Annotated in this window: 19 protein-coding genes; 10 read left to right on the top strand and 9 right to left on the bottom strand. The window is 71.0% G+C overall.

Annotation, left to right across the window (positions count from 1 at the left end; all coding sequences use genetic code 11):
* The first annotated feature begins 39 nt into the window (after positions 1-39).
* The 4 genes from FXF51_RS47170 to FXF51_RS47155 all read left to right on the top strand — a co-directional run bounded on the left by FXF51_RS47170 (position 40) and on the right by FXF51_RS47155 (position 4161).
* Positions 40-606 (top strand): hypothetical protein, encoded by a 567-nt coding sequence (locus tag FXF51_RS47170; RefSeq protein ID WP_148441351.1) that lies wholly within the window; start codon positions 40-42, stop codon positions 604-606.
* The gene (locus FXF51_RS47165) at positions 590-1132 is read left to right on the top strand and encodes an OmpA family protein (RefSeq protein WP_148441350.1); all 543 of its coding nucleotides are present in this window, start codon (positions 590-592) and stop codon (positions 1130-1132) included. Before FXF51_RS47170 ends, FXF51_RS47165 begins: the two co-directional genes overlap by 17 nt.
* A gap of 32 nt (positions 1133-1164) precedes the next feature.
* Positions 1165-2184, top strand: a complete 1020-nt coding sequence (locus FXF51_RS47160) for a LacI family DNA-binding transcriptional regulator (protein ID WP_148441349.1) — start codon at positions 1165-1167, stop codon at positions 2182-2184.
* Between the two features lie 132 nt (positions 2185-2316).
* Entirely contained in the window at positions 2317-4161 is a 1845-nt protein-coding gene (locus FXF51_RS47155) for a ricin-type beta-trefoil lectin domain protein (protein ID WP_148441348.1), read from the top strand.
* Positions 4162-4177: 16 nt separating this feature from the next.
* Here the strand turns inward: FXF51_RS47155 and sthA are convergent, their stop codons facing one another.
* Positions 4178-5581, bottom strand: coding sequence for a Si-specific NAD(P)(+) transhydrogenase (gene sthA / locus FXF51_RS47150; RefSeq protein ID WP_148441347.1), 1404 nt, complete (start codon positions 5579-5581; stop codon positions 4178-4180).
* A gap of 60 nt (positions 5582-5641) precedes the next feature.
* Between sthA and FXF51_RS47145 the strand changes: the two genes are divergently transcribed.
* Positions 5642-6475: a PhzF family phenazine biosynthesis protein gene (locus FXF51_RS47145; protein ID WP_148441346.1), complete on the top strand. Its 834-nt coding sequence runs from the start codon at positions 5642-5644 to the stop codon at positions 6473-6475.
* 35 nt (positions 6476-6510) lie between these two features.
* Here the strand turns inward: FXF51_RS47145 and FXF51_RS47140 are convergent, their stop codons facing one another.
* The 6 genes from FXF51_RS47140 to FXF51_RS47115 all read right to left on the bottom strand — a co-directional run bounded on the left by FXF51_RS47140 (position 6511) and on the right by FXF51_RS47115 (position 11535).
* On the bottom strand, positions 6511-7467 hold the full coding sequence (locus tag FXF51_RS47140) for a biotin-dependent carboxyltransferase family protein (protein ID WP_148441345.1): 957 nt from the start codon (positions 7465-7467) through the stop codon (positions 6511-6513).
* Positions 7464-8081, bottom strand: coding sequence for a 5-oxoprolinase subunit B family protein (locus FXF51_RS47135; RefSeq protein ID WP_148441344.1), 618 nt, complete (start codon positions 8079-8081; stop codon positions 7464-7466). Before FXF51_RS47135 ends, FXF51_RS47140 begins: the two co-directional genes overlap by 4 nt.
* Positions 8078-8833, bottom strand: a complete 756-nt coding sequence (locus tag FXF51_RS47130; RefSeq protein ID WP_148441343.1) for a LamB/YcsF family protein — start codon at positions 8831-8833, stop codon at positions 8078-8080. The genes FXF51_RS47135 and FXF51_RS47130 overlap by 4 nt, the downstream gene beginning before the upstream one ends.
* A 19-nt stretch (positions 8834-8852) precedes the next feature.
* The gene (locus tag FXF51_RS47125) at positions 8853-9623 is read right to left on the bottom strand and encodes a thioesterase family protein (RefSeq protein ID WP_148441342.1); all 771 of its coding nucleotides are present in this window, start codon (positions 9621-9623) and stop codon (positions 8853-8855) included.
* Positions 9624-9626: 3 nt separating this feature from the next.
* Entirely contained in the window at positions 9627-11117 is a 1491-nt protein-coding gene (locus FXF51_RS47120; protein WP_262380311.1) for a hypothetical protein, read from the bottom strand.
* Between the two features lie 193 nt (positions 11118-11310).
* Positions 11311-11535, bottom strand: a complete 225-nt coding sequence (locus tag FXF51_RS47115; protein ID WP_148441341.1) for a hypothetical protein — start codon at positions 11533-11535, stop codon at positions 11311-11313.
* A 154-nt stretch (positions 11536-11689) separates the two neighbouring features.
* Here FXF51_RS47115 and FXF51_RS47110 point away from each other — a divergent pair, with 154 nt between their 5' ends.
* From FXF51_RS47110 to FXF51_RS47100, 3 genes are all read left to right on the top strand, one after another.
* Positions 11690-12268 (top strand): HhH-GPD-type base excision DNA repair protein, encoded by a 579-nt coding sequence (locus FXF51_RS47110; RefSeq protein WP_148441340.1) that lies wholly within the window; start codon positions 11690-11692, stop codon positions 12266-12268.
* Positions 12269-12525: 257 nt separating this feature from the next.
* Complete coding sequence (locus FXF51_RS47105) at positions 12526-14619, top strand: SpoIIE family protein phosphatase (protein WP_148441339.1); 2094 nt, start codon at positions 12526-12528, stop codon at positions 14617-14619.
* A 242-nt stretch (positions 14620-14861) separates the two neighbouring features.
* Positions 14862-16520 (top strand): RNA polymerase sigma factor, encoded by a 1659-nt coding sequence (locus FXF51_RS47100; RefSeq protein WP_148441338.1) that lies wholly within the window; start codon positions 14862-14864, stop codon positions 16518-16520.
* Between the two features lie 153 nt (positions 16521-16673).
* Here the strand turns inward: FXF51_RS47100 and FXF51_RS47095 are convergent, their stop codons facing one another.
* Positions 16674-17420, bottom strand: a complete 747-nt coding sequence (locus tag FXF51_RS47095) for a YaaA family protein (protein WP_187414964.1) — start codon at positions 17418-17420, stop codon at positions 16674-16676.
* Positions 17421-17498: 78 nt separating this feature from the next.
* Between FXF51_RS47095 and FXF51_RS47090 the strand changes: the two genes are divergently transcribed.
* Entirely contained in the window at positions 17499-18194 is a 696-nt protein-coding gene (locus FXF51_RS47090) for a GNAT family N-acetyltransferase (RefSeq protein WP_148441337.1), read from the top strand.
* 130 nt (positions 18195-18324) lie between these two features.
* Here FXF51_RS47090 and FXF51_RS63170 read toward each other — a convergent pair whose 3' ends face one another.
* On the bottom strand, positions 18325-18555 hold the full coding sequence (locus tag FXF51_RS63170) for a hypothetical protein (RefSeq protein ID WP_080046306.1): 231 nt from the start codon (positions 18553-18555) through the stop codon (positions 18325-18327).
* Positions 18556-18802: 247 nt separating this feature from the next.
* On the opposite strand from FXF51_RS63170, the gene FXF51_RS47080 reads away from it, so the two are divergent.
* Positions 18803-20869, top strand: coding sequence for a type IIA DNA topoisomerase subunit B (locus FXF51_RS47080; RefSeq protein WP_148441336.1), 2067 nt, complete (start codon positions 18803-18805; stop codon positions 20867-20869).
* Positions 20870-21214: the final 345 nt, after the last annotated feature.

Raw genomic sequence — 21214 nt, 5'->3', positions numbered from 1 at the left:
CCGGATCTTGCCCCGATCCCTCGCTACACTCCACGAAGCATGACGCCGACGAGAGCCTCGACGATCGTGATCCTCGCCGCGTTGGCCGCGGGCTGCCAGGCCGCAGGCGCGCCGCCCCGCTCCGAGCCGGCCGCCGCGACGACGGCGCCACCATCGTCCGCCCCGCCGTCCACCGCCCCGCCGTCCACCGTCCCGCCCGACAAGGTGCTGGCCGCCAGGGAGGGCACGCTCGACGGTCACACGTTCAACGTCGAGATCGTCCAGCTCCTGCGCAGGGAGCGCTTCGTCAACCTCACCTTCACCGCCACGGTCACCAAGGACGGCGGCGGCCTCGGCTGGCAGGTGCACAACGCCTTCTCCGCCGTTCCCCGGCCGGATCCGACCGTGGACGGCGTCTACCTCGTGGACGTCAAGAACGCCAAGAAGCACCTCGTGGCCCTGGACAGCGAGGGCAAGTGCGTGTGCAGCCGCATCGAGGCGCTGTTCCTCAAGCAGGACCAGAAGGCGGTGTTCTCGGCCACGTTCGCCGCCCCGCCCGCCGACGTGGCCTCGGTGGACGTGCACATCCCGAACGTGGGGACACTGGCGAATGTACCGATCTCTTAGCGCGGCGGCCCTGCTGCTCGGCCTGCTCGAACCCACGCAGCCGCCGCTGGAGGGCGGGGAGCCGGTCACCGCGCCGGTCCTCGACCTCGGAGGGAAGGTCCTGGACATCGGCGAGCGCATCTCGAACCTGGACGAGTCGGTCACCGACGAGACGAGCGGCACCCAGCGGCGCATCATCTTCGCCGCCGACGTGCTGTTCGCCTTCGACAAGGCCACCCTGACCGGCAAGGCCAGGAGCCGGCTGGAGCTGGCCGCCGCGTCGCTGAAGGCGGAGGCGGCGGGCAAGCCGGTCGAGATCGACGGCTACACCGACGCCAAGGGCTCCGGCTCCTACAACCTGGCGCTGTCGCGGCGCCGGGCACAGGCGGTGCGCGACGCGCTCGGCAAGCTCGTCCCCGGCGTCACGTTCACCGTGGCCGGCCACGGCGAGGCGGATCCGGTGGCTCCCAACGCCCTGCCGGACGGCGGCGACAATCCCGGGGGCCGGGCCAAGAACCGCAGGGTGGAGATCAGCTTCACCCGGTGAATATCCTGACGGCAGCCGAGCGGGGAGCAGCGATGGCAGGCAGGGCGCGGGCGACGGTCAGGGACGTCGCGGCCGAGACGGGCCTGTCCATCGCCACCGTCTCCCGCGTGCTCAACGGCCAGACCAACGTCGCCCCGCACACCCGCGAGCTGGTGCTGCGGGCGGTCGGCCGGCTCGGCGACCAGGCGCCCAGGCCGCGCGCCGCGCCCGACGCGCCGGCGGGGGCGGTGTACGTGCGCTGCCCGTACGTGCTGACCGACTACTTCGGGCTGATCGTCTCCTCGGTGGGGGAGACGATCGAGCTGCACGGCAGGCAGATGATCCTCGGCGCGGGGGAGGCGGCGCAGCGCACGGCGGTGCTGCCCGGCCTGCCCGACCGGCCGGGGGTGGCGGGCGCGATCCTCATCCTGCCGCCGGAGCCGGGCGAGGAGCTGGTACGCCTGCGCGACCGCGGCTTCCCGTTCGTGGTGATCGACCCGCGCACGCCGCCCCCGAAGGACATCGTGGCCGTGTCGGCCGCGCACTTCGCGGGGGGCCGCAAGCTGATGGCGCACGTGGTGGAGCTGGGCCACCGGCGGGTCGGGATCATCGGCGGCCCGGTCAAGTGGCTGCCCAGCGAGGCCAGGCTGGCCGGGTACACCGCCTCGCTGGCCGACGCCGGGGTGCTGCCCGCGCCCGAGCTGCTGCGGCACGTGCCGGAGCCGAACATCGAGCACGGCTACCTGGCGGCCCGCGAGCTGCTCGGCCTGCCGGACCGGCCGACGGCGCTGGTGGCGTTCAACGACAAGATGGCGGTGGGGGCGCTGCGCGCGGCGGCGGAGCGCGGGCTGAGCGTGCCCGGCGACCTGTCGGTGGCGGGCTTCGACGACATCGACGTCAGCAGGGCGGCCTCGCCCGCGCTGACCACCGTGCGGCAGCCGCTGGAGGAGATGGGCCGGATGGCGGTCACCCTGCTGATGCGGCTGCTCAGCAGGCACACGCTGGAGGCGCTGCACGTCTCGCTCGGCACGGAGCTGGTCGTGCGCGGCTCCACAGGCCCTGCCCCGCGCTGACGCGTTTCATTTGTTACATCGGTTGACTGTCTGAGTTGACTCGTGCTCTGCTGCTCAGAGCAAGGCAGTGTTACGCGATTTGTTTCATTTGTTCCAAGGGCATCACCCCCCAGCCCTGAGAGGACCTCTGCCGTGTCCAGAATCCCTCTGGCGCTCGCCTGCGCGCTCACCCTGGTGCTGGCCGCCGCGCCCCTGCCGGCCGCCGCCGCGAACGAGCCCGTGAACGTCTGGCTCACCACCACCTCCGACTCCGGCGGGCGCACCGTCACCCGCGGCCTCGCCCAGCAGGCCCCCATCGCCTTCGGCCCCGCCGGAGGCACCGCGAACCACACGATCACCGTCAACGAGGGCACCACGTACCAGCAGTTCGAGGGCGGCGGCGCGTCCATCACCGACACCACCGCCCACCTGCTGCGCGGCGGCGCCGTCAGCGCCGCCACCCGCGACGCCGTCATGCGCAGGCTGTTCCACCCCACGGACGGGATCGGGCTGTCCTTCGTGCGCAACCCGATCGGCGCCTCCGACCTGTCGCGCCCCGGCATGGTCTCCCTCGACGACACCTGCTGCGACCTGAACGACTTCGGCGCCAACGGCTACGACACGAACGTGCGCCTGCTCACCGTCCAGGCCAAGCAGCTCAACCCGGCCCTGCGCGTCAAGGGCGTGCCGTGGAGCGCGCCCGGCTGGATGAAGGACAACGGCCGGATGGACCAGATGGGCTGGCTCAAGTGGGAGCACTACGCCACCTACGCCCAGTACCTGGTCAAGTACGTGCAGAGCTACCAGGCCGCCGGCGTGCCCGTGGACTACGTCTCCGTCCAGAACGAGCCCAACTGCTGTCAAGCGGGCAACCCGGCCGCGATGAACTACCCCGGCATGTCCTGGAACGCCTCCGGCCTGATCGAGCTGACCAAGAACTTCGTCTACCCGGCCTTCCGCGCCGCCGGTCTCACCACCAAGATCCTCGTCCACGACTGGAACTACGGCGACTACGCCCAGATCGGCCAGCCCATCCTGGCCGACGCCACGCTCAGGAACGACCCGCTGTTCGGCGGCATCGCCTGGCACGGCTACTTCGGCGACCCCGCCGTCGGCACCCAGGTGCACAACCAGTACCCGTCGGTCAGGCAGTTCAGCACCGAGCACTCGGGCGGCACCTGGATCGCCAACCAGCACAACGAGGACATGGCCGACATCGTCACCTACGCCCGCAACTGGAGCGGCAGCCTGGTCAAGTGGAGCCTGGCGCTCAACCAGAACATGGGCCCGCACAACGGCGGCTGCGGCACCTGCACCGGCCTGATCACCGTCCAGGAGGGCGGCTCCCGCGCCGGCCAGGTCGACTACACGATCGAGTACTACACGACCGGCCACCTGACCAAGTTCGTCAAGCCGGGCGCGTACCGCATCGACTCCACCGCCAACGCCACGATCCAGAACGTCGCCTACCGCAACCCGGACGGCTCCAAGGCCCTGATCGCCCACAACGGCGGCGCCTCCGCCCAGTCCGTCAGGGTCAACTGGGGCGGCCAGTCCTTCGTCCACACGCTGCCCGCCCGCACCACCGCCACCTACACCTGGTCGGGCACGAGCTCTTCAGGCGGCCAGATCACCGGACTGGCCGGCAAGTGCGTGGACGTGGCGGGCGGCAGCGCCGCCGACGGCACCGCCGTGCAGCTCTACACCTGCAACGGCACCGCCGCCCAGCAGTGGGCCCGCCCCGGCGACGGCACGCTGCGCGCGCTCGGCAAGTGCCTCGACGTCCGCGACCACGGCACCGCCGACGGCAGCCGGCTCCAGCTCTGGTCCTGCACGGGCGCGGCCAACCAGCAGTGGACGTACACCTCGGCCCGCGACCTGGTGAACCCGGCGGCGAACAAGTGCGCCGACGTCACCGGCAACACCGGCGCCGACGGCACCCCGCTGCAACTGTGGGCCTGCACGGGCGCGGCCAACCAGAAGTGGACCCTGTCCTAGCGAGAAGGGGCCCGGCTCACATCTCCGCGGTGAGCCGGGCCACCGTCCGCATCTTGTTCATCGCGTCCAGAGCCGCCACCTTGTACGACTCCGCCAGCGTCGGATAGTTGAACACCGCGTTCACCAGGTAGTCGATCGTCCCGCCGCAGCCCATGACGGTCTGCCCGATGTGCACCAGCTCCGTCGCCTGCGTGCCGAACACGTGCACGCCCAGCAGCCGCCGGTCCTCCGACGACACCAGCAGCTTGAGCATCCCGTACGAGTCGCCGATGATCTGCCCCCTGGCCAGTTCCCTGTAGCGGGAGATGCCCACCTCGAACGGCACCTTGTCGCGGGTCAGCTCGTCCTCCGACCGCCCGACGAAGCTGATCTCGGGGATGGTGTAGATGCCGATCGGCGGCAGCTCGTGCAGGTCTCCGGCCGGCTCGCCGCACGCGTGCTGCGCGGCCAGCCGCCCCTGCTCCATCGAGGTGGCCGCCAGCGCGGGGAAGCCGATCACGTCGCCCACGGCGTAGATGTGCGGCACCTCGGTGGCGTAGTTCTCGTCCACCTTGATCCGGCCCCTGTCGTCGGCGGCCAGGCCGGCGGCCTCCAGGTTCAGCTCGGCGGTCTTGCCCTGGCGGCCCGCCGAGTACATGACGCAGTCGGCGGGGATCTTCTTGCCACTCTCCAGCAGGGTCAGCGCGCCGCGCGGGCGGCGCTCGACGGCCGCCACGTTCTCGCCGAACCTGAAGGTCACCGCCAGGTCGCGCAGGTGGTACTTGAGCGCCTCGACGATCTCCAGGTCGCAGAACTCCAGCATGCGCTCGCGCCGCTCCACCACCGTCACCTTGGTGCCGAGGGCGGCGAACATGGAGGCGTACTCGATGCCGATCACGCCGGCGCCCACGACGACCAGCGTCTCGGGCACCTTGTCGAGGTGCAGGATGGCGTCGGAGTCGATCACCGTCCTGTCGTCGAACTCGACGCTGGACGGGCGGGCTGGGGAGGTGCCCGTGGCGATCACGATCTTGTCGGCCGTGATCTTCTTCTCCTCGTCGCCGGTGATCCCGATCGTGTGCTCGTCGAGGAAGCGGCCGGTGCCCTGCAGCACCGTCACGTGGTTGCGGGCGAGCTGGCTGCGGATCACCTGGATCTCGCGGCCGATCACGTGCTGGGTGCGCATCCCCAGGTCCGCCACCGTGATCTCGTCCTTGACGCGGTAGCTGGCGCCGTACAGCTCCCGCTGGTTGAGCCCCGTCAGATACAGGACCGCCTCGCGCAGCGTCTTCGAGGGGATCGTGCCCGTGTTGATGCAGACGCCGCCGAGCATGTGCCGTTTCTCCACCACCGCCACGCGCCTGCCGAGTTTCGCCGCCGCGATCGCGGCCTTCTGCCCACCTGGCCCCGAGCCGAGGACCACAACATCAAAGTCCGCCACACCGTCCAGTCTGCGGGCGGTGTGTTAACGGGGAAAGACCCGTCTGGGAGACTCCGGAGTATGTTGCGGAGATTCACGCAAGTCGACGTGTTCGCCGGCGGCCGGGCGTACACGGGAAACGCGCTGGCGGTCGTGATCGACGGCGACGGGCTGAGCACGGAGGAGATGCGGCGCTTCGCCCGCTGGACGAACCTGTCGGAGACCACCTTCCTGCTGCCGCCGACCACGCCCGAGGCCGACTACCGGGTGCGGATCTTCACCCCTGACACCGAGTTGCCCTTCGCCGGGCACCCCACGCTCGGCTCCTGCCACGCCTGGCTGGAGGCCGGGGGAGAGCCGCGCCAGGCGGGCCGGGTCGTGCAGGAGTGCGGCGCCGGGCTCGTCCCCGTGGACGCCACGGACGCCGGGCTCGCGTTCCAGGCGCCGCCGCTGATCCGCTCGGGGCCGGTGGAGGAGGAGTTCCTGGACCAGGTCGTCGCCTCGCTCGGGATCACGCGGGACGACGTCGTGGACGCCGAGTGGGCCGACAACGGCCCCGGCTGGGTCGGCCTGCTGCTCAAGGACGCCGACTCCGTCCTCGCGCTGCGTCCGGGCACGGTGCCGCACGACATCGGCGTGGTGGGGCCGCACCCGGAGGGGTCGCCGTGCGCGTTCGAGGTGCGGGCCTTCTTCCCCTTGCAGGGCGCCACCGTGGAGGACCCGGTGACGGGCAGCCTGAACGCCTCCCTCGCGCAGTGGCTGCTGCGCACGGGCCGGACCAAGGCCCCGTACGTGGCCGCGCAGGGGACGGCGATCGGGCGGGAGGGCCGCGTGCACATCTCCGTCGGCGACGACGAGACCGTCTGGGTGGGCGGCGACGTGATCACCTGCGTCACGGGCCAGGTCGAGCTGTGAACCGCACCCGCCTGTTGTGAACCGCGCCACCTGCGTCACAGGCCGCGTCGCGTGGTGAACCGCACCTCCTCGCCCGGCCTGAGCTGGGCGATGACCGGCAGATCGGCCTCGGGCACGACGCCGATCACCGGGTAGCCGCCGGTCGGCGGGTGGTCGGCCAGGAACACGATCGGCTGCCCGCTCGGCGGCACCTGCACGGCTCCGGTGACCATGCCCTCGCTGGGCAGCTCGCCGTCCTTGGCCCGCTCCAGGCGCGGGCCGCGCAGGCGCACGCCGACGCGGTTGCTGTCGGGCGTCACCTGGTACGGCAGCGCGCACAGCTCCGCCATCGCCTCCGGCACGAACCAGTCGTCGCGCGGCCCCGGCAGCACGCGCACCACGGCGGGCCGGGGGCCCGGCGGCGGCGCGAGATCCACGGAGATCACGCCCTCGGGCCGCCCGACCGGCAGCAGCGTGCCCGCCCGCAGCGGCTCGGGCCCCAGCCCTGACAGCGAGTCGGTGGAGCGGCTGCCGAGCACCGGCTCGACCGCGATCCCGCCGCGCACCGCCAGATACGTCCGCAACCCCCACGCCGGCGCCCCCAGCCGCAGCTCACCACCCGCGGGCACCCAGAACGGCGCACCCATGCCCACGGCGCGGGCGCCGGACGCCTCGGTCACGCTCAGGGCGCTGGACGCCTCGGTCACGCCCACGGCACGCCCGCCGGACGCCTCGGTCACGCTCAGGGCGCGGGCGCCGGACGTCTCGATCGACGCCGCCACCAGGGGCGCCCCGGTCAGCGCCGCCCAGGCCCCGTCGAGGAAGCGCAGCCGCGCCCCGCCGAAGGTCAGCTCGATCCCGGCCAGCGTCTCGGCGTTGCCGACCAGCCGGTTGGCAAGCCGCAGGCCCGGCGCGTCGGCCGCCCCCGACCGGGGCACCCCCAGATGGGCGTGACCAGGCCTGCCCAGATCCTGCACCGTCGCGTACGGCCCCGGCGTCACGACCTCGATCATGCCGCCTCGAACCGCACGCGCATGCCCGGCCGGAACAACGACGGCGGATCGCCCGCCACGTCCCACACCCGCAAGGCGGTCCGCCCGAGCAGCCGCCACCCGCCGGGCGACGCCGCCGGATACACCGCCGAGTACGGCCCCGCCACCGCCACGGACCCGGCGGGCACCGAGGTGCGCGGCGTCTCCAGCCGCGGCGTCCGCAGCACCGGATCGAGCCCGGTCAGATAGGCGAACCCGGGCGCGAACCCCAGCCACCCCACCACCAGTTCCCGCCCGGTGTGCCGCTCGACCACCTCGGCGGTGGAGATCCCCGCCAGCTCCGCCACGGAATCGAGATCGGCCCCGTCATAGACGACGGGAATCGTCACCAGCGGCTGCTCCTCGCCGGCCCCCGCGCCGACCTGGTCACGTTCCCTGCGCGCGACCTGCTCCAGCCGCGCCCGCAGCAGCGCCTGATCCGCTCCGGGAGCCACCACCAGCACCGTCTCAGGACCCGGCACGATCTCCACGACCCCGTCCGGCCGTTCGGCCCGCAGCGCCGCGTCGAGCCGGTGCGACAGCTCCAGCGACCCGGTCTCCACGAGCAGCGCGTGCTCCCCGGCCGTCCTGATCACGCGAACGCCTGAAGGACCACTCCGGCCGCCAGCAGCGTGTCACGCACCCCCTGCGCCAGCCTGACCGCGTCAGGCGTGTCGCCGTGAACGCAGATGGAACGAGCCGCGATGGGCACGGAACTTCCGTCAGCGGCCGTCACAGAGCCTTCCACGGCCATCTGGCAGGCGCGGGCGGACACCGTGGCGGCGTCGTGGATCACCGCGCCCCGCTCCCTGCGCGGCACCAGCATGCCCTGCGGCGTGTACGCGCGGTCGGCGAACGCCTCGCTCACCGTGGGCACGCCCTCGGCCGCCGCCACCTTGTGCACCACGGAGCCGGGCAGCGTGAGCACCGGCAGCGAGGGGTCGTAGTCGGCGACCGCCTCGATCACCGCCGCCGCCTGCTGCTCGTCGCGGCAGATCCGGTTGTACAGCGCGCCGTGCGGCTTGACGTAGGACACCCGGCCGCCCATCGCCCTGGCGATGCCGTCGACCGCCGCGAGCTGGTACAGCACCTCGGCGCACAGCTCCTCCGGTTCGACGTCCATCTCCCTGCGCCCGAAGTGCGCCAGATCCCGGTAGGACACCTGCGCCCCGATCGCCACGCCCCGATCGACGGCCGCGGCGCACGTGCGTCTGATCGTCACCGGGTCGCCCGCGTGGAAGCCGCACGCCACGTTGGCGCTCGTGACGATGTCGAGCAGGGCGAGGTCCTCGCCCAGCTTCCAGATGCCGAAGCCCTCGCCGAGGTCCGCGTTGAGGTCGATCACCATGCGTCCATCATGGCGGTTGTCACTGCCTCGGCGCGACGAACAGCGTCTGGGTGGCCGTGCCGATCTCACCTGCCACGTCGAACAAAGTGGAACGAGTCAGGCCGCGGCCCGACGGGCCGATGACGGTCTCCGCGTCCATGCAGACCCATTCGCCCACCGGCGCGCGGAACAGCGAGATCGTCAGGTCCACGTTGACGAACACGTGGGTGTCGAAGCCGAGGGCGAGGCTGACGCCGTTGCCGCTGTCGGCGAACACCGCCACCCGCTCCACCGGCGTCGTCTCCTCGCCCTCGACCAGCGGCATCGTGAGCCTGCCCCAGACCGTGGCGGGGCCCAGCTCCAGGGGGCCGCCGGTGACGAAGCGCCAGTCGAGCGCCTTGCCGTACCCGAAGCCGGACTGCAGCCACGAGCGCGCGTGCTCCTCCTCGCGGGACGGGATCGGCGGCGCCTGCCCGGCCGGCGTGGGCGGGGTGTCGGCCTCGCGGATGCGCCACGCGGTGGCCCTGACGAACTCCCTGCCGCCGGACGACACGCTCGCCGACAGGCACTGCACCCGCTTGCCGTCGCGGACGACCTCCGTCGCCACCTCCAGCTCGGCCACGGGCACCGGCGCGAACACGTCCACCACCAGCCTGGACAGCTCCAGCCCTGGGCGGGGCGCGGTGCGCGCCAGCTCGTGCGCGACCAGCGCGGTGACCGGGCCCAGATGCTGCGTGCGCGGGTCCCACGGCCCCTGCGTGTGCTCCGAGGCGAGATAACGGCCCTCGCTCAGCCGCTCGTACATCGCCATTTTTCAGAACTCGTCCGGGATGTCGGCGATGTCGTCGAGGGCGGCGGCCAGCTCCTCCGGATCGCCGCCGATCCGCTCGGCGATCTCGATCAGCACGTGCAGCACGTCGTGGCGGTCGTGCCCCAGGTCGAGCAGGCGCTGCGCCGCCTCCCAGAGCTGCGGCGGATCGCCGTCCCACAGCCTCGTCGCGATCTCCTCGTGCCAGGCCAGGTGCTCCTGGTCGATCACGCCGCCGTGGTCGATCTCGAGTAACGTGCGCCGGTCGGCCTGGTCGGCCGGGTCGAGCTTGTCGAGGTCGATGCCGTTGTGCGTGCCCTGCAAGTACGGGAACGCGAAGGCCCGCCTGGCCAGCGCCGACAGGTCGCCGTCCGGCAGCAGCCGCTCCAGCAGCGGCCGGTCGAGCCCGAACGACGTCGGGTCGCGGTAGGCCTCGGGGAACTTGCCCGTCGCCTCCCACACCGCGTCGAGCGTGGCCTTCAGCCCCTGCTCGGGCAGCCCCGACCGGTGGGCGGCGAAGCGCACCCACGCCGACAGCACGTGCGGCATCGCCTCCTGCTCCGCCACGCTCAGCATCACCTTGCGCGGCAGCCAGTCGAGCAGGAACGTCTCGCACTTGGTCGGGCTGACCCGCAGCGGCCGGTTGAAGTCCTGCTCGCAGCCGTAGTCGATGATGTGGTCGGCGCAGCGCGAGGCCGCCGACGGGTCGGACAGGTGCTCGGCCGCGTCGGACGCCAGGAACTCCGCCGCCAGCATGGCCCGCCGCTCCCTGCTGTACGGGGCCTCGATGTGCAGCGGCGCGGGCCGCTTGCGCCCTGGCGGCAGCGCCTTGAGCCGGGCGCGGGCGAAGGCGTGGTAGGCGCTGTAGCTCTCGCTCACCGGCGGCGGCGTCTTCGGCTCCCTGGTGGCCTTCATCGCCGACTCCAGCAGCGCCCTGGCCTGCTCGGGCTGGATCTCCTCGAACAGCAGCAGCGGGTTGCCCGCCGCCTCGGCCCTGGCCTGCTCCAGCAGCTTGTCGACCTGGGAGGACACCCAGGCGTCGCGGGCCATGCCGCTCATGTTGTGGTCGACCACCATGACCAGCGCGTGGCGGTCGATCGGCTGCTCGCTGTCGTTCCAGCGGTAGGCGAACGTGCAGATCACGGTGTCCTGGTCGCCGTAGGCGTCGCGGGAGACGTAGCAGCCGGCCGGCTTGACCGCGCCCACCCGGTCGGCCCAGCCCGGCCTGGCCACGCCCGACTCCATCATCGCCAGCGCCGCGCCCTCGGCCTTGGCGCCCTGCCGGGCCGTGCCCAGATAGGCCAGGCAGATCAGCAACGTCAGCGAGGCCGGCGTGCCGGCCTTGGCCGCGTAGTCGACCAGCCCCTCACCGAGCACCTGCTCGACGTCGCCGCCCCTGACCCGCCTGCCCCACCAGGCTCCGATCATGTCGGAGACCATCAGCTCCGCGTCGAGAGGGGTGCGTACGGCCAGCAGCTCGCGAGCCGCCTGCACCATCTCCTTGAACACGTCGTCTGGCGGGGTGCTCTCCCGGGGATCTCGTCGGTGTCGGCGCACACCCTCACTCTCTCGTATTCCAGGCGCTGACGGTGCGGAGAACACGGCCTGGTGACCCCGATGTTATCGGGGAAGGCGCTTTCTGCGGGCACGCCGAGCGTCCACCCGCCTTGTCCCGCATCTCCCTGATGTCCTAGCGGAGGCCCCGGGGAGGAGGCGCGGAATTCACGATCGCGAGCAGGTGCTCGCGGGCGATGCGTTCCACGATCTCGGGCGTGGCGGAGATGCCCAGATGCTGTGCGCACGCGCACACGTCGGCCACGCAGCGGTCGATCGTGTCCACGGGTACGGTCAGGAACTCTTCGGCCAGCCTGAGACTGACCGGCTCCCGCAGGAACCGTGTGGCCAGAGCGAGCATAGAAGTGAGATTCCTCTGGAACCCCAGGGGCAAACCCCCAGGAATGTCAGCAGGGCGACTTGCGCTCTCATTTCATCTTTTCTCCGGCCCGTGTCAAGGCTCCACGACGTCTGTGTTCACTTCACCCGGCGAGCTTTCATGCGAAGCTGTCTCCATGCGCATCCAGCTCGCCCAGCGGAGCGAGGCAGACGAGCTCCTCGGCCGCAGCCCGCTCGCCCTGCTCGTCGGCATGCTGCTCGACCAGCAGATCCCGATGGAGTGGGCGTTCACGGGGCCCTACACGATCTCCCAGCGGCTCGGGCGCGACCTGACGGCACAGGAGATCGCCTCCTACGACCCCGAGGCGTTCGTCGCGCTGCTGGCGGAGAAACCGGCCGTGCACCGCTATCCCAAGTCCATGGCGGGCCGGGTGCAGCAGCTCGCGGCCTACCTCGTCGAGCACTACGACGGGCAGCCGGAGAAGATCTGGGCCGGCGTCGCCGACGGCAAAGAGTTGTTGAAACGACTCATGGCCCTGCCGGGATACGGCAAGCAGAAGGCCCAGATCTTTTTGGCATTGCTGGGCAAGCAGCTGGGGGTGCAGCCGTCAGGCTGGCGTGAGGCGGCCGGGCTCTACGGCGAGGAGGGTTCGCACCGGTCGGTCGCCGACGTGGTCGACGCCGACAGCCTGGGCCTCGTGCGGGCCACCAAGCAGGAGGCCAAGCAGGCGGCGAAGAGCCAGCAGGGGCAGTAGCCTGACGGGCGTCCGCCACGGCGATCCGGGCCCGGCGATGTGACGCTGTAACCTGATCTTGCTGCGCAACGTGGAGCGACTTTGACAGGATGCGTAGACCCTAGAGTCGACCGGGCCACGGCGGGGGCTTCCGTCCGTACATGCCCATCGTCGATGATGTACTGCAGGATCCGGTCGCCCGGAGCTGCGCTACGCCGATACACAGTTATGGAGATGTGCCGCGTGGGAGACCCTGGCACGCGACGGAGGTGCGGACCATGAGCGCCGAGACCTCCGTTCCCCGTCCCCGGGAGTCGGATGTGGACATCTCAGACTCCGCCCTCTTCAAGGGCATGTTGTCGGAGGCAGAGTTCGCCTTCGCCTTCTTCGACGCCGACAGCCGCGTCCAGCGGGTCAACGACGTGTTCAGCGATGTCGTCAACGTGCCCGCGGAGCGCATGGTGGGCCGCCAGCCCGTCGAGGTGCTGGCCGCCGACCTCAGTCAGATCATCACCCACGCCGTGCAGGCCGTCATCGAGACCGACGCCCCGGTGACCGAGGGCCGCGTGCGGGTGCGCTCCGCCGAGGGCGACACCCGGCACTGGTCGCTGTCGTTCTCGCCGGTCCACGACGACGCGGGCGAGCTGCGCGCCGTCGCGCTGGTCGGCCTCGACGTGACCGAGAGCCGCCAGACCGAGGAGGCGCTGCGCCGCAGCGAGGAGCGCTACCGCTCGCTGGTCGAGGCGCAGTCCCAGCTCGTCTGGATCACCTCGCCCACCGGCGCGGTCGTCGAGGACGCGCCGCAGTGGCGCGCCATCACCGGCCAGGGCCTTGAGGAGTACCTCGCCAGCGGCTGGCTGGAGGTCGTGCATCCCGAGGAGCGCCAGCAGACCGAGGAGGCGTGGCGCGAGGCGCTGCGCGGCCGCACCATGTTCGAGTGGAACTACCGCGTGCGCACCCGCGCCAGCGGTTACCGCCACTTCGAGGTGCGGGCCGTGCCGATCATCCGCCACGGCAGGGTGGTCGAGTGGGTCGGCGCCAACACCGACGTCACGCCGCAGCGCGAGGCCGAGGAGATGCGCGGCAGGCTGACCGACCAGCTCGGCGCCGCCGCCCTGCGCACCGCCCGGCTGCAGGGCGCCACCGCCATGCTCGCGGAGGCGCTCACGGTCGAGCAGGTCGTGCAGGTCATCATCGACGTGGGCCGCACCGCCCTGGCCGCAGACCGCTCGGCGGTCGCGCTGCTCGACACCGACCGCGCCGCGCTCAAGCTGATCAACGGCGAGGGCATCCTGGAGGCCTCGGGGGCGACGGGCGACGAGATCCCGCTGTCCCACTCCAACGTGATGACCATGGCCGTCAACAGTCGCCGGCCCGTGTTCGCCGAGTCGCCCGAGTCGCTCAAGGCCCAGCTCCTGGAGGCGGGCGGCGACGAGGAGGTGCTGGCGGGCTTCCTGGCGCACGGCGACGAGCGGGCCTGGGTGGGCCTGCCGCTGCTGGCCGCGGGCCGCGCCCTGGGAGCGCTCCGATTCTCCTTCACCAGGCCGCAGAAGATCTCCCAGGAGGACGGCGTCTTCCTGGAGGCGCTGGCCGGCCAGTGCGCGCTGGCCGTGGAGCGGGCCACGCTCTTCGAGCGCGAGCACCGCACCGCCGAGACGCTGCAGCGCAGCCTGCTGCCCGACCGCCTGCCGGTGGTCAAGGGCCTGGTGCTGGCCCAGCGCTTCCGCTCGGGCAGCCGCCACGTGCAGGTCGGCGGTGACTGGTACGACGCGTTCGTGCTGCAGGACGGGCGGGTCGCGGCGGTCGTCGGCGACGTCATGGGCAAGGGTGTCAAGGCCGCGGCCGGCATGGGCCGCATCCGCAACGCCATGCGCGCCCTGGCGCTGACCAACCCGCCGCCCGCGGCCGTGCTCACAGGCCTCGACCGGGTCTTCGAGGCCACGGAGGAGGAAGAGCAGGTCACGACGCTGGCGTACATGGTGGTCGAGCCCGTCACCGGCGAGGGCACGCTGGCCCTGGCCGGTCACCCGCCACCCGTCCTGGTCTCTCCCCAGGGCACGGCGATCCTGTGCGACGCCGAGCCGGGCACTCCGCTAGGCTGGCCGACCAGCCGAAGGCAGTTCCGGTTCGTGGTGCCGCCCGGCCATACCGCCGTGCTCTACTCCGACGGTCTCGTCGAGAACCGGAAGCGGGGGCTGGACGCCGGACTCGCCGAGCTTTGCAGTGTTGTGACCGAAGCGCCGCCTGAGGTGGTGAGTAGTCCTCACATGCTGCTGGACTTCCTGGTTGACCGGATGTTGTCTGGATATGAACAGGACGATGACGTTACCGCGCTAGCAATTCACGTCCCACCAGCCACGAAGAGTGACTGAATGAAACAGTCATAACGGTTGCTTTCGGGTATCAGTGCCCCGCTTACGTACGCACTACTGTCTCGGTCGGCCTAGGGTGGAGGTCAACCGCCGGGAGGTGGCCGTATGGAGTGCGGGGTCGTGCCACAATGCTGTGCAGGTCCGTCGCGGTCCGCACGGCCTCACCGATCTCCGAGAGAGGCAACAGCCCCCCAGCGGGCATCTGGGTCCATTGTCGCCACGCGTTCGTTCGAGAGGTGTTCGTGTCGCCTGCAAGTTCGACTCGCTCGAAGCCACAAGAGCTGAACGAGCCCGTCATTCAGCGACTGCTCGAGCGTGGGCGCTCGCAGGGTTTCCTCGAGTCTGAGGATGTCCGTCAGGCCTTCGAGGAGGCGGACATCCCCATGTCGCACGCCGCCGCGTTCTTGCGGAACCTCAGCAAAGAGGGCGTGACCGTGGTGGTGACCGCCGCGGATTCGGCTGCGCCGAAGAAGTCTCGTGGTCCAGCAAAGCGCCGCACCGCCGCCCCCGTCAAGACCAAGACGGCGGCGGCCGCCAAAGAGCAGCAGCCCGAGACCGTGACCGCGGTCGTGGGCACCGCTGAAGCCGAGCCGGCCGCCAAGAAGGCGGCCCCTGCCAAGAAGGCCGCTCCGGCGGCGAAGAAGGCCGCGGCACCCGCCGCCGCCAAGAAGGCCGAGCAGAAGAACGCTGGGCCTGCCGACACCACCAAGCCGAAGGCGCCCGACGCCCCGCGGGGCGAGTCGGACGACGACGAGGACATCGAGCTCGACGGCGACGTGGAGCTGGAGGACCTCGAGGACATCGACGTCGACGAGGAGATCGTCGCCGAGGACGAGTCCGAGTCCGAGGGCGAAGACTCCGACGACGACTCCGAAGAGGAGCCCAAGGCCGCCGACGTGGCCGCGGTGCAGAAGACCGAGGAAGAGGTCCTGATCCTCTCCGACGACGACGATGACGCTCCGGTGGCCCAGGTGGCCGCCGCCGGCGCCACCGCCGACCCGGTGAAGGACTACCTCAAGCAGATCGGCAAGGTCCCCCTGCTCAACGCCGAGCAGGAGGTCGAGCTGGCCAAGCGCATCGAGGCGGGCCTGTTCGCCGAGGAGCAGCTCGGCGGCGGCGAGACCGACAACCTGCCGGTCGACGTCAAGGCCGAGCTGGAGTGGATCGCCGAGGACGGCCGCCGGGCCAAGAACCACCTGCTGGAGGCCAACCTCCGGCTCGTGGTCTCGCTGGCCAAGCGCTACACCGGCCGCGGCATGCTCTTCCTCGACCTGATCCAGGAAGGCAACCTGGGTCTGATCAGGGCCGTGGAGAAGTTCGACTACACCAAGGGCTACAAGTTCTCCACCTACGCCACGTGGTGGATCCGGCAGGCGATCACGCGTGCCATGGCCGACCAGGCGCGGACCATCCGCATCCCGGTCCACATGGTCGAAGTGATCAACAAGCTGGCCCGCGTCCAGCGGCAGATGCTGCAGGACCTGGGCCGCGAGCCCACGCCGGAAGAGCTGGCCCGCGAGCTGGACATGACGCCCGAGAAGGTCGTCGAGGTCCAGAAGTACGGCCGCGAGCCCATCTCCCTGCACACCCCGCTGGGTGAGGAGGGCGACAGCGAGTTCGGTGACCTCATCGAGGACTCCGAGGCCATCGTGCCGGCCGACGCCGTCAGCTTCACGCTGCTGCAGGAGCAGCTGCACTCCGTTCTCGACACGTTGTCGGAACGCGAGGCGGGCGTCGTGTCGATGCGGTTCGGCCTCACCGACGGTCAGCCGAAGACGCTGGACGAGATCGGCAAGGTTTACGGGGTCACCCGTGAGCGCATCCGCCAGATCGAGTCGAAGACCATGTCCAAGCTGCGCCACCCGTCGCGGTCCCAGGTTCTGCGTGACTACCTGGACTGATACGGCACGCTTCGCTTGATCCGCACGCCCCGCCGGGAGTTCCCGGTGGGGCGTTCGGTTTTCCGGCGTTCGGTTTTTCTGCGGGGCATGCGGTGTTGTGGCGGCGCGCGGTGTCTGCGGGGGCGCGTGCGGTGTTCTGGCCGGGGCGCGCGGTCAGGTGGGGTCGGTGACGTGCACGTCCAGGGCCCAGGGGCGCGTGGGACGCGCGGGCTCGGCCAGCTCCACCGTGTAGCCGAGGTCGTCCAGGATCTTGGCCAGCTCGTCGGGGCTCTCCGGGGCCGTCTCCTGGCGCAGCAGGGCGCGGGCGATCTCGCCCCTGGTGGCCTTGGCCATGTGGCTGACGACCTTGCCGTCGCGGAAGACCCGTACCGTGACCGACCGCGAGCCGGGCTGCCACGCGCCCGCGTACGTGGCGGAGCGCAGATCCACCACCAGCCCCGGGATCCCGTCCAGTTCCTTGGTCACCTTGGGCCGCCAGAAGGCGGCCAGCCCGCCGAGAGACGGCAGATTGACCCCCATGGAGAGCCGGTAAGGCGGAATGAGGTCTGTGATTTTCACCACACCCCACAGCCCGGAAAAGATCAGCGCCGACTCCTCGGCCCGCTTCCTCGACTCCTCGTCCAGAGTCTCCAGGCCGAGATTGTCGTAGAGCACGCCGGTGTAGAGCGCGGCGGCGGGCAGTGTGGGGGCGCTCTTCAGTGCCGCGTTCTTGGCCAGCTCGCCCGCCAGCCCCGGCGTCAGCCCGAGCACGTCGAGGGCGTCCCGGCGCTTGGAGGCGCGGACCAGCGCGTTCAGCACCCGCGTGCGGTGCTTGCCGAGAGCGGGAAAGGACAGCTCACCCACGGGAGGCCCGCTGCCCTCCGCGGCCTTGCCCTCGGACGGCGGCAACAGAATCAACACAGCCCCATACCCTATTGGCCCAGGTCGGCGCCCTACCCGGCGGACCCCGCCCGGCCTCGGGACGGTTAACCTGCCGGGATGGATTTCGACCGTCTTGTCCATGAGGCCTGGCCCGCGTACGAGCAGCAGCCCCACGACGGGTGGGTGTTCCGCCACGCCGGCGGGGTGACGAAGCGCGCCAACTCCGTGCTCGCCACCCGTCCGCCCGCCGACCTGGACGGCGCCATCCGCGCGGCGGAGGCGTTCTACGGCGCGCGCGGGCAGCGCTGCGTCTTCTCGGTCGGCACCTCGGCGCCCGCCGGGCTGGACGAGGAGCTGGAGCGCCGCGGGTACGACCTGGTGGACCCCACGCTCGTGATGTCCGGCCGGCCCAAGGGCGAGCCCGCGCCGGGGGTGCGGATCTCGGAGCGGCCGTGGCCGGAATGGCTGGAGGCCTGGTGGGCCGTGGACGGGCGGTACGGCAGCGGCCTGGAGGAGGCCGCGCGGATCTGCGCCGGGGTGCCCGCCTGGTACGCGGCGTACGAGCAGGACGGGGCGGTGCTGGCCGTCGGGCGGGGCGTTCCGCAGGGCGACACGCTCGGGATCTACTGCATGGCCACGCTGCCCCAGGCGCGGCGGAGAGGGCTGGCGCGGGTGGTGCTGCGGGCGCTGGTGGCACGGGCGGGGGTCCCGTCCGCCTATCTGGTGGTGACGGCGGGGAACGGGGCGGCTCAGGCGCTCTATCGCGGCGAGGGGTTCGAGGACGCGGGCCGGTACCACTACCGGGTGCGATGAGCTGGGAAGGCGCCGCGACACGCCCGGGCGTGCGTTTCTCCCAGAATAAGCAGAACGGCGGCCCCGAGGTGTCTCGGGGTCGCCGTACTGATCATGCAATATGTGGTTATCTCATCACGACCAGCGCGGGTCAGCGCTCGTCGTTGGGGGCAATGGTTGGGGTTTCGCTGAGTCGAGCCGACTCGTCCAGGATGTCGGCACCCTTTTCGCGCAACGCTGCAATGTGCTGACGCCCATGGTGGGCGCAGAACAGCAGCTCCCCACCTACAGGCAGGGTCGCGCGAATGTAGGCCTGGGCGCCGCAGCGGTCGCAGCGGTCGAGGGCCGTCAGCGGCTTAACGGGGGCGAGAGCTCCAGTCACGTATCGCCTTTCGGGTCACCCCCGCCGAAGCGAGGATCTGGCGTCAGTCACTTGGAACAACATCTAACCGGACCTGGACGTTCCCAACCGCCCCCTCGCTACGCCCAGAGCGGAATGTGTCCCAAAGTAATGACGATCAGCCGGTTGGTAACGGCAAACGTGACGCCATGGCAAGCTTGTACGCGCGCGTAGGGGAAGAACGGTAGGCTACGCACACGTGTTCGATGCCTAGACCAGGGGAGCTGGAGTGACGCTTGTGGAGGCGGGTTACACGGCTCGTCACCTCTCGGTGCTTGAGGGCCTGGAGGCCGTGCGGAAACGCCCGGGCATGTACATCGGGTCCACCGACAGCCGCGGGCTCATGCACTGCCTCTGGGAGATCGTGGACAACGGCGTCGACGAGGCGCTGGCAGGTCACTGCGACCGGATCGAGGTAGAGCTCTACGCGGACGGGTCCATCGAGGTCCGCGACAACGGCCGGGGCATCCCGGTCGACGTCCACCCCAAGACCGGCCTGACCGGGGTGGAGCTCGTCTACACCAAGCTGCACGCGGGCGGGAAGTTCGGCGGCGGCTCCTACGGGGCCTCCGGCGGCCTGCACGGCGTGGGCGCGTCCGTGGTCAACGCGCTGTCCTCGCGCCTCGACGTGTCGGTCGACCACGGCGGCGTGGTGCACGAGATCAGCTTCCGCCGCGGCGTCACCGGCGTCTTCGACGGCGAGGGGCCCGCGGCCAAGTTCAAGAAGAAGTCCGGCCTGCGCCTGGGCGCCAAGATCCCCAAGACCGTCACCGGCACCCGGGTGCGTTTCTGGGCCGACACGCAGATCTTCCTGCCCGACGCCGAGGTCTCGCTCGACGAGATCCACGTGCGCCTGCGGCAGACCGCGTTCCTGGTGCCCGGCCTGACCCTGGCCGTCTACGACAGCAGGCACGAGGAGCGCATCGAGGAGGAGTTCCGCTTCGAGGGCGGCATCTCCGAGTTCGCCGAGTTCCTGGCCCGCGACGAGCCCGTCTGCGACGTGCTGCGCATGCAGGGCGTCGGCCACTTCCACGAGACCGTGCCCGTCCTCGACGACCAGGGCCACATGACGCCCACCGAGGTGCAGCGCGAGCTGAGCGTCGACGTGGCGGTCCGCTGGGGCAAGGGCTACGAGTCCACGGTGCGCTCGTTCGTCAACGTGATCGCCACCCCCAAGGGCGGCACCCACCTGACGGGCTTCGAACGCGGCCTCGTCCGCACGATCAACGAGCTGCTGCGCGAGACCCGCCTGCTCAAGAACGGCGACGATCCCGTCACCAAGGACGACATCTCGGAAGGCCTGACCGGCGTGGTCACCGTCCGGGTGCCGGAGCCGCAGTTCGAGGGGCAGACCAAGGAGGTGCTCGGCACCTCCGCGGCCACCCGCATCGTCGCCCACGTGGTCTCGCGCGAGCTCAAGGAGCTGTTCACCAACCCGCCGCGCGGCTACAAGCAGCCGCTGCGGGCGGTGCTGGAGAAGATCGTCGCCGCCGCCAAGGCCCGCATCGCGGCCCGCGAGCACCGCGACAACCAGCGCCGCAAGAGCGCGCTGGAGAACTCCGCGCTCCCCGCCAAGCTGGTCGACTGCCGCAGCGACGACCTCGACCGCAGCGAGCTGTTCATCGTTGAGGGAGACTCCGCCCTCGGCACGGCCAAGCTCGCCCGCGACTCCGAGTTCCAGGCGCTGCTGCCGATCCGCGGCAAGATCCTCAACGTGCAGAAGGCGTCCGTGAGCGACATGCTCAAGAACGCCGAGTGCGCCGCGATCATCCAGGTCGTCGGCGCCGGCTCGGGGCGCTCCTTCGACATCGAGGCCGCCCGCTACGGCAAGGTCATCCTGATGGCCGACGCCGACGTCGACGGCGCGCACATCCGCTGCCTGCTGCTCACCCTCTTCCACCGCTACATGCGGCCCATGGTGGAGGCCGGGCGCGTGTTCGCCGCCGTGCCGCCGCTGCACCGCATCGAGCTGACCAACCCGGGGCGGGGCAAGGAGAAGTACATCTACTGCTACTCCGACGCCGAGCTGCAGAAGGTGCTGCGCGACCTGGAGCGGCGGGGCAAGCGGTGGAAGGACCCGGTGCAGCGGTACAAGGGTCTGGGCGAGATGGACGCCGATCAGCTCGCGGAGACCACGATGGATCCGCGTCACCGCATTCTGCGGAGGGTGCGGATCGAGGATGCCGAAGGGGCTGAGGGGATCTTCAACCTGCTGATGGGGAGTGAGGTCGCGCCTCGGCGAGAGTTCATCGTCAGCAGTGCGGCCGAGGTGGATCGGGACCACATCGACGCCTGAGCGGCGGGGTGGGCTTGCGCTACGCCTGCGCGGGGCCTTTGGGCGGCCTGCGCAGGCTGAGCGCGGGTGGTGTTGGCGCGGCGGTGCGAGCAGGTGCCTGGCGCCTCGCTGGCGTGACGCGGGCCTGATGTGAGGCGGGCCTGGCGTGGCGCGGGGCCTGGTGTGGCGCGGGGCCTGGTGTGACGCGGGCCTGGCGTGGCAGAGGGGTCGGGTGCTGTCCCGGCGGCGTTCCGGGGTCCCTGCGGGCCTGTGGCGCCTCTGTGGCCCTGTGGTGCCGCGTGGGCGCGCGTGCGTCCCTTCCTGTCCTTCCCGTACGCCCTGCCCCATCTCGTACGCGCTGAGGCC

This window comes from Nonomuraea sp. PA05, assembly GCF_008086045.1.
In the GTDB taxonomy this organism is placed as follows: Bacteria; Actinomycetota; Actinomycetes; order Streptosporangiales; family Streptosporangiaceae; genus Nonomuraea; species Nonomuraea monospora.
The sequence above is the reverse complement of the archived record's forward strand: the minus strand, read 5'-3'. Positions and strand labels throughout refer to the sequence as shown.

Bases quoted from the DNA above. Each gene is read 5' to 3' on its own strand.
- FXF51_RS47170 (WP_148441351.1), top strand. From the start codon at position 40: ATGACGCCGACGAGAGCCTCGACGATCGTGATCCTCGCCGCGTTGGCC.
- FXF51_RS47165 (WP_148441350.1), top strand. From the start codon at position 590: ATGTACCGATCTCTTAGCGCGGCGGCCCTGCTGCTCGGCCTGCTCGAA.
- FXF51_RS47160 (WP_148441349.1), top strand. From the start codon at position 1,165: ATGGCAGGCAGGGCGCGGGCGACGGTCAGGGACGTCGCGGCCGAGACG.
- FXF51_RS47145 (WP_148441346.1), top strand. From the start codon at position 5,642: ATGTTGCGGAGATTCACGCAAGTCGACGTGTTCGCCGGCGGCCGGGCG.
- FXF51_RS47140 (WP_148441345.1), bottom strand. From the start codon at position 7,467: ATGATCGAGGTCGTGACGCCGGGGCCGTACGCGACGGTGCAGGATCTG.
- FXF51_RS47130 (WP_148441343.1), bottom strand. From the start codon at position 8,833: ATGGTGATCGACCTCAACGCGGACCTCGGCGAGGGCTTCGGCATCTGG.
- FXF51_RS47125 (WP_148441342.1), bottom strand. From the start codon at position 9,623: ATGGCGATGTACGAGCGGCTGAGCGAGGGCCGTTATCTCGCCTCGGAG.
- FXF51_RS47120 (WP_262380311.1), bottom strand. From the start codon at position 11,117: ATGGTGCAGGCGGCTCGCGAGCTGCTGGCCGTACGCACCCCTCTCGAC.
- FXF51_RS47115 (WP_148441341.1), bottom strand. From the start codon at position 11,535: ATGCTCGCTCTGGCCACACGGTTCCTGCGGGAGCCGGTCAGTCTCAGG.
- FXF51_RS47110 (WP_148441340.1), top strand. From the start codon at position 11,690: ATGCGCATCCAGCTCGCCCAGCGGAGCGAGGCAGACGAGCTCCTCGGC.
- FXF51_RS47105 (WP_148441339.1), top strand. From the start codon at position 12,526: ATGAGCGCCGAGACCTCCGTTCCCCGTCCCCGGGAGTCGGATGTGGAC.
- FXF51_RS47090 (WP_148441337.1), top strand. From the start codon at position 17,499: ATGGATTTCGACCGTCTTGTCCATGAGGCCTGGCCCGCGTACGAGCAG.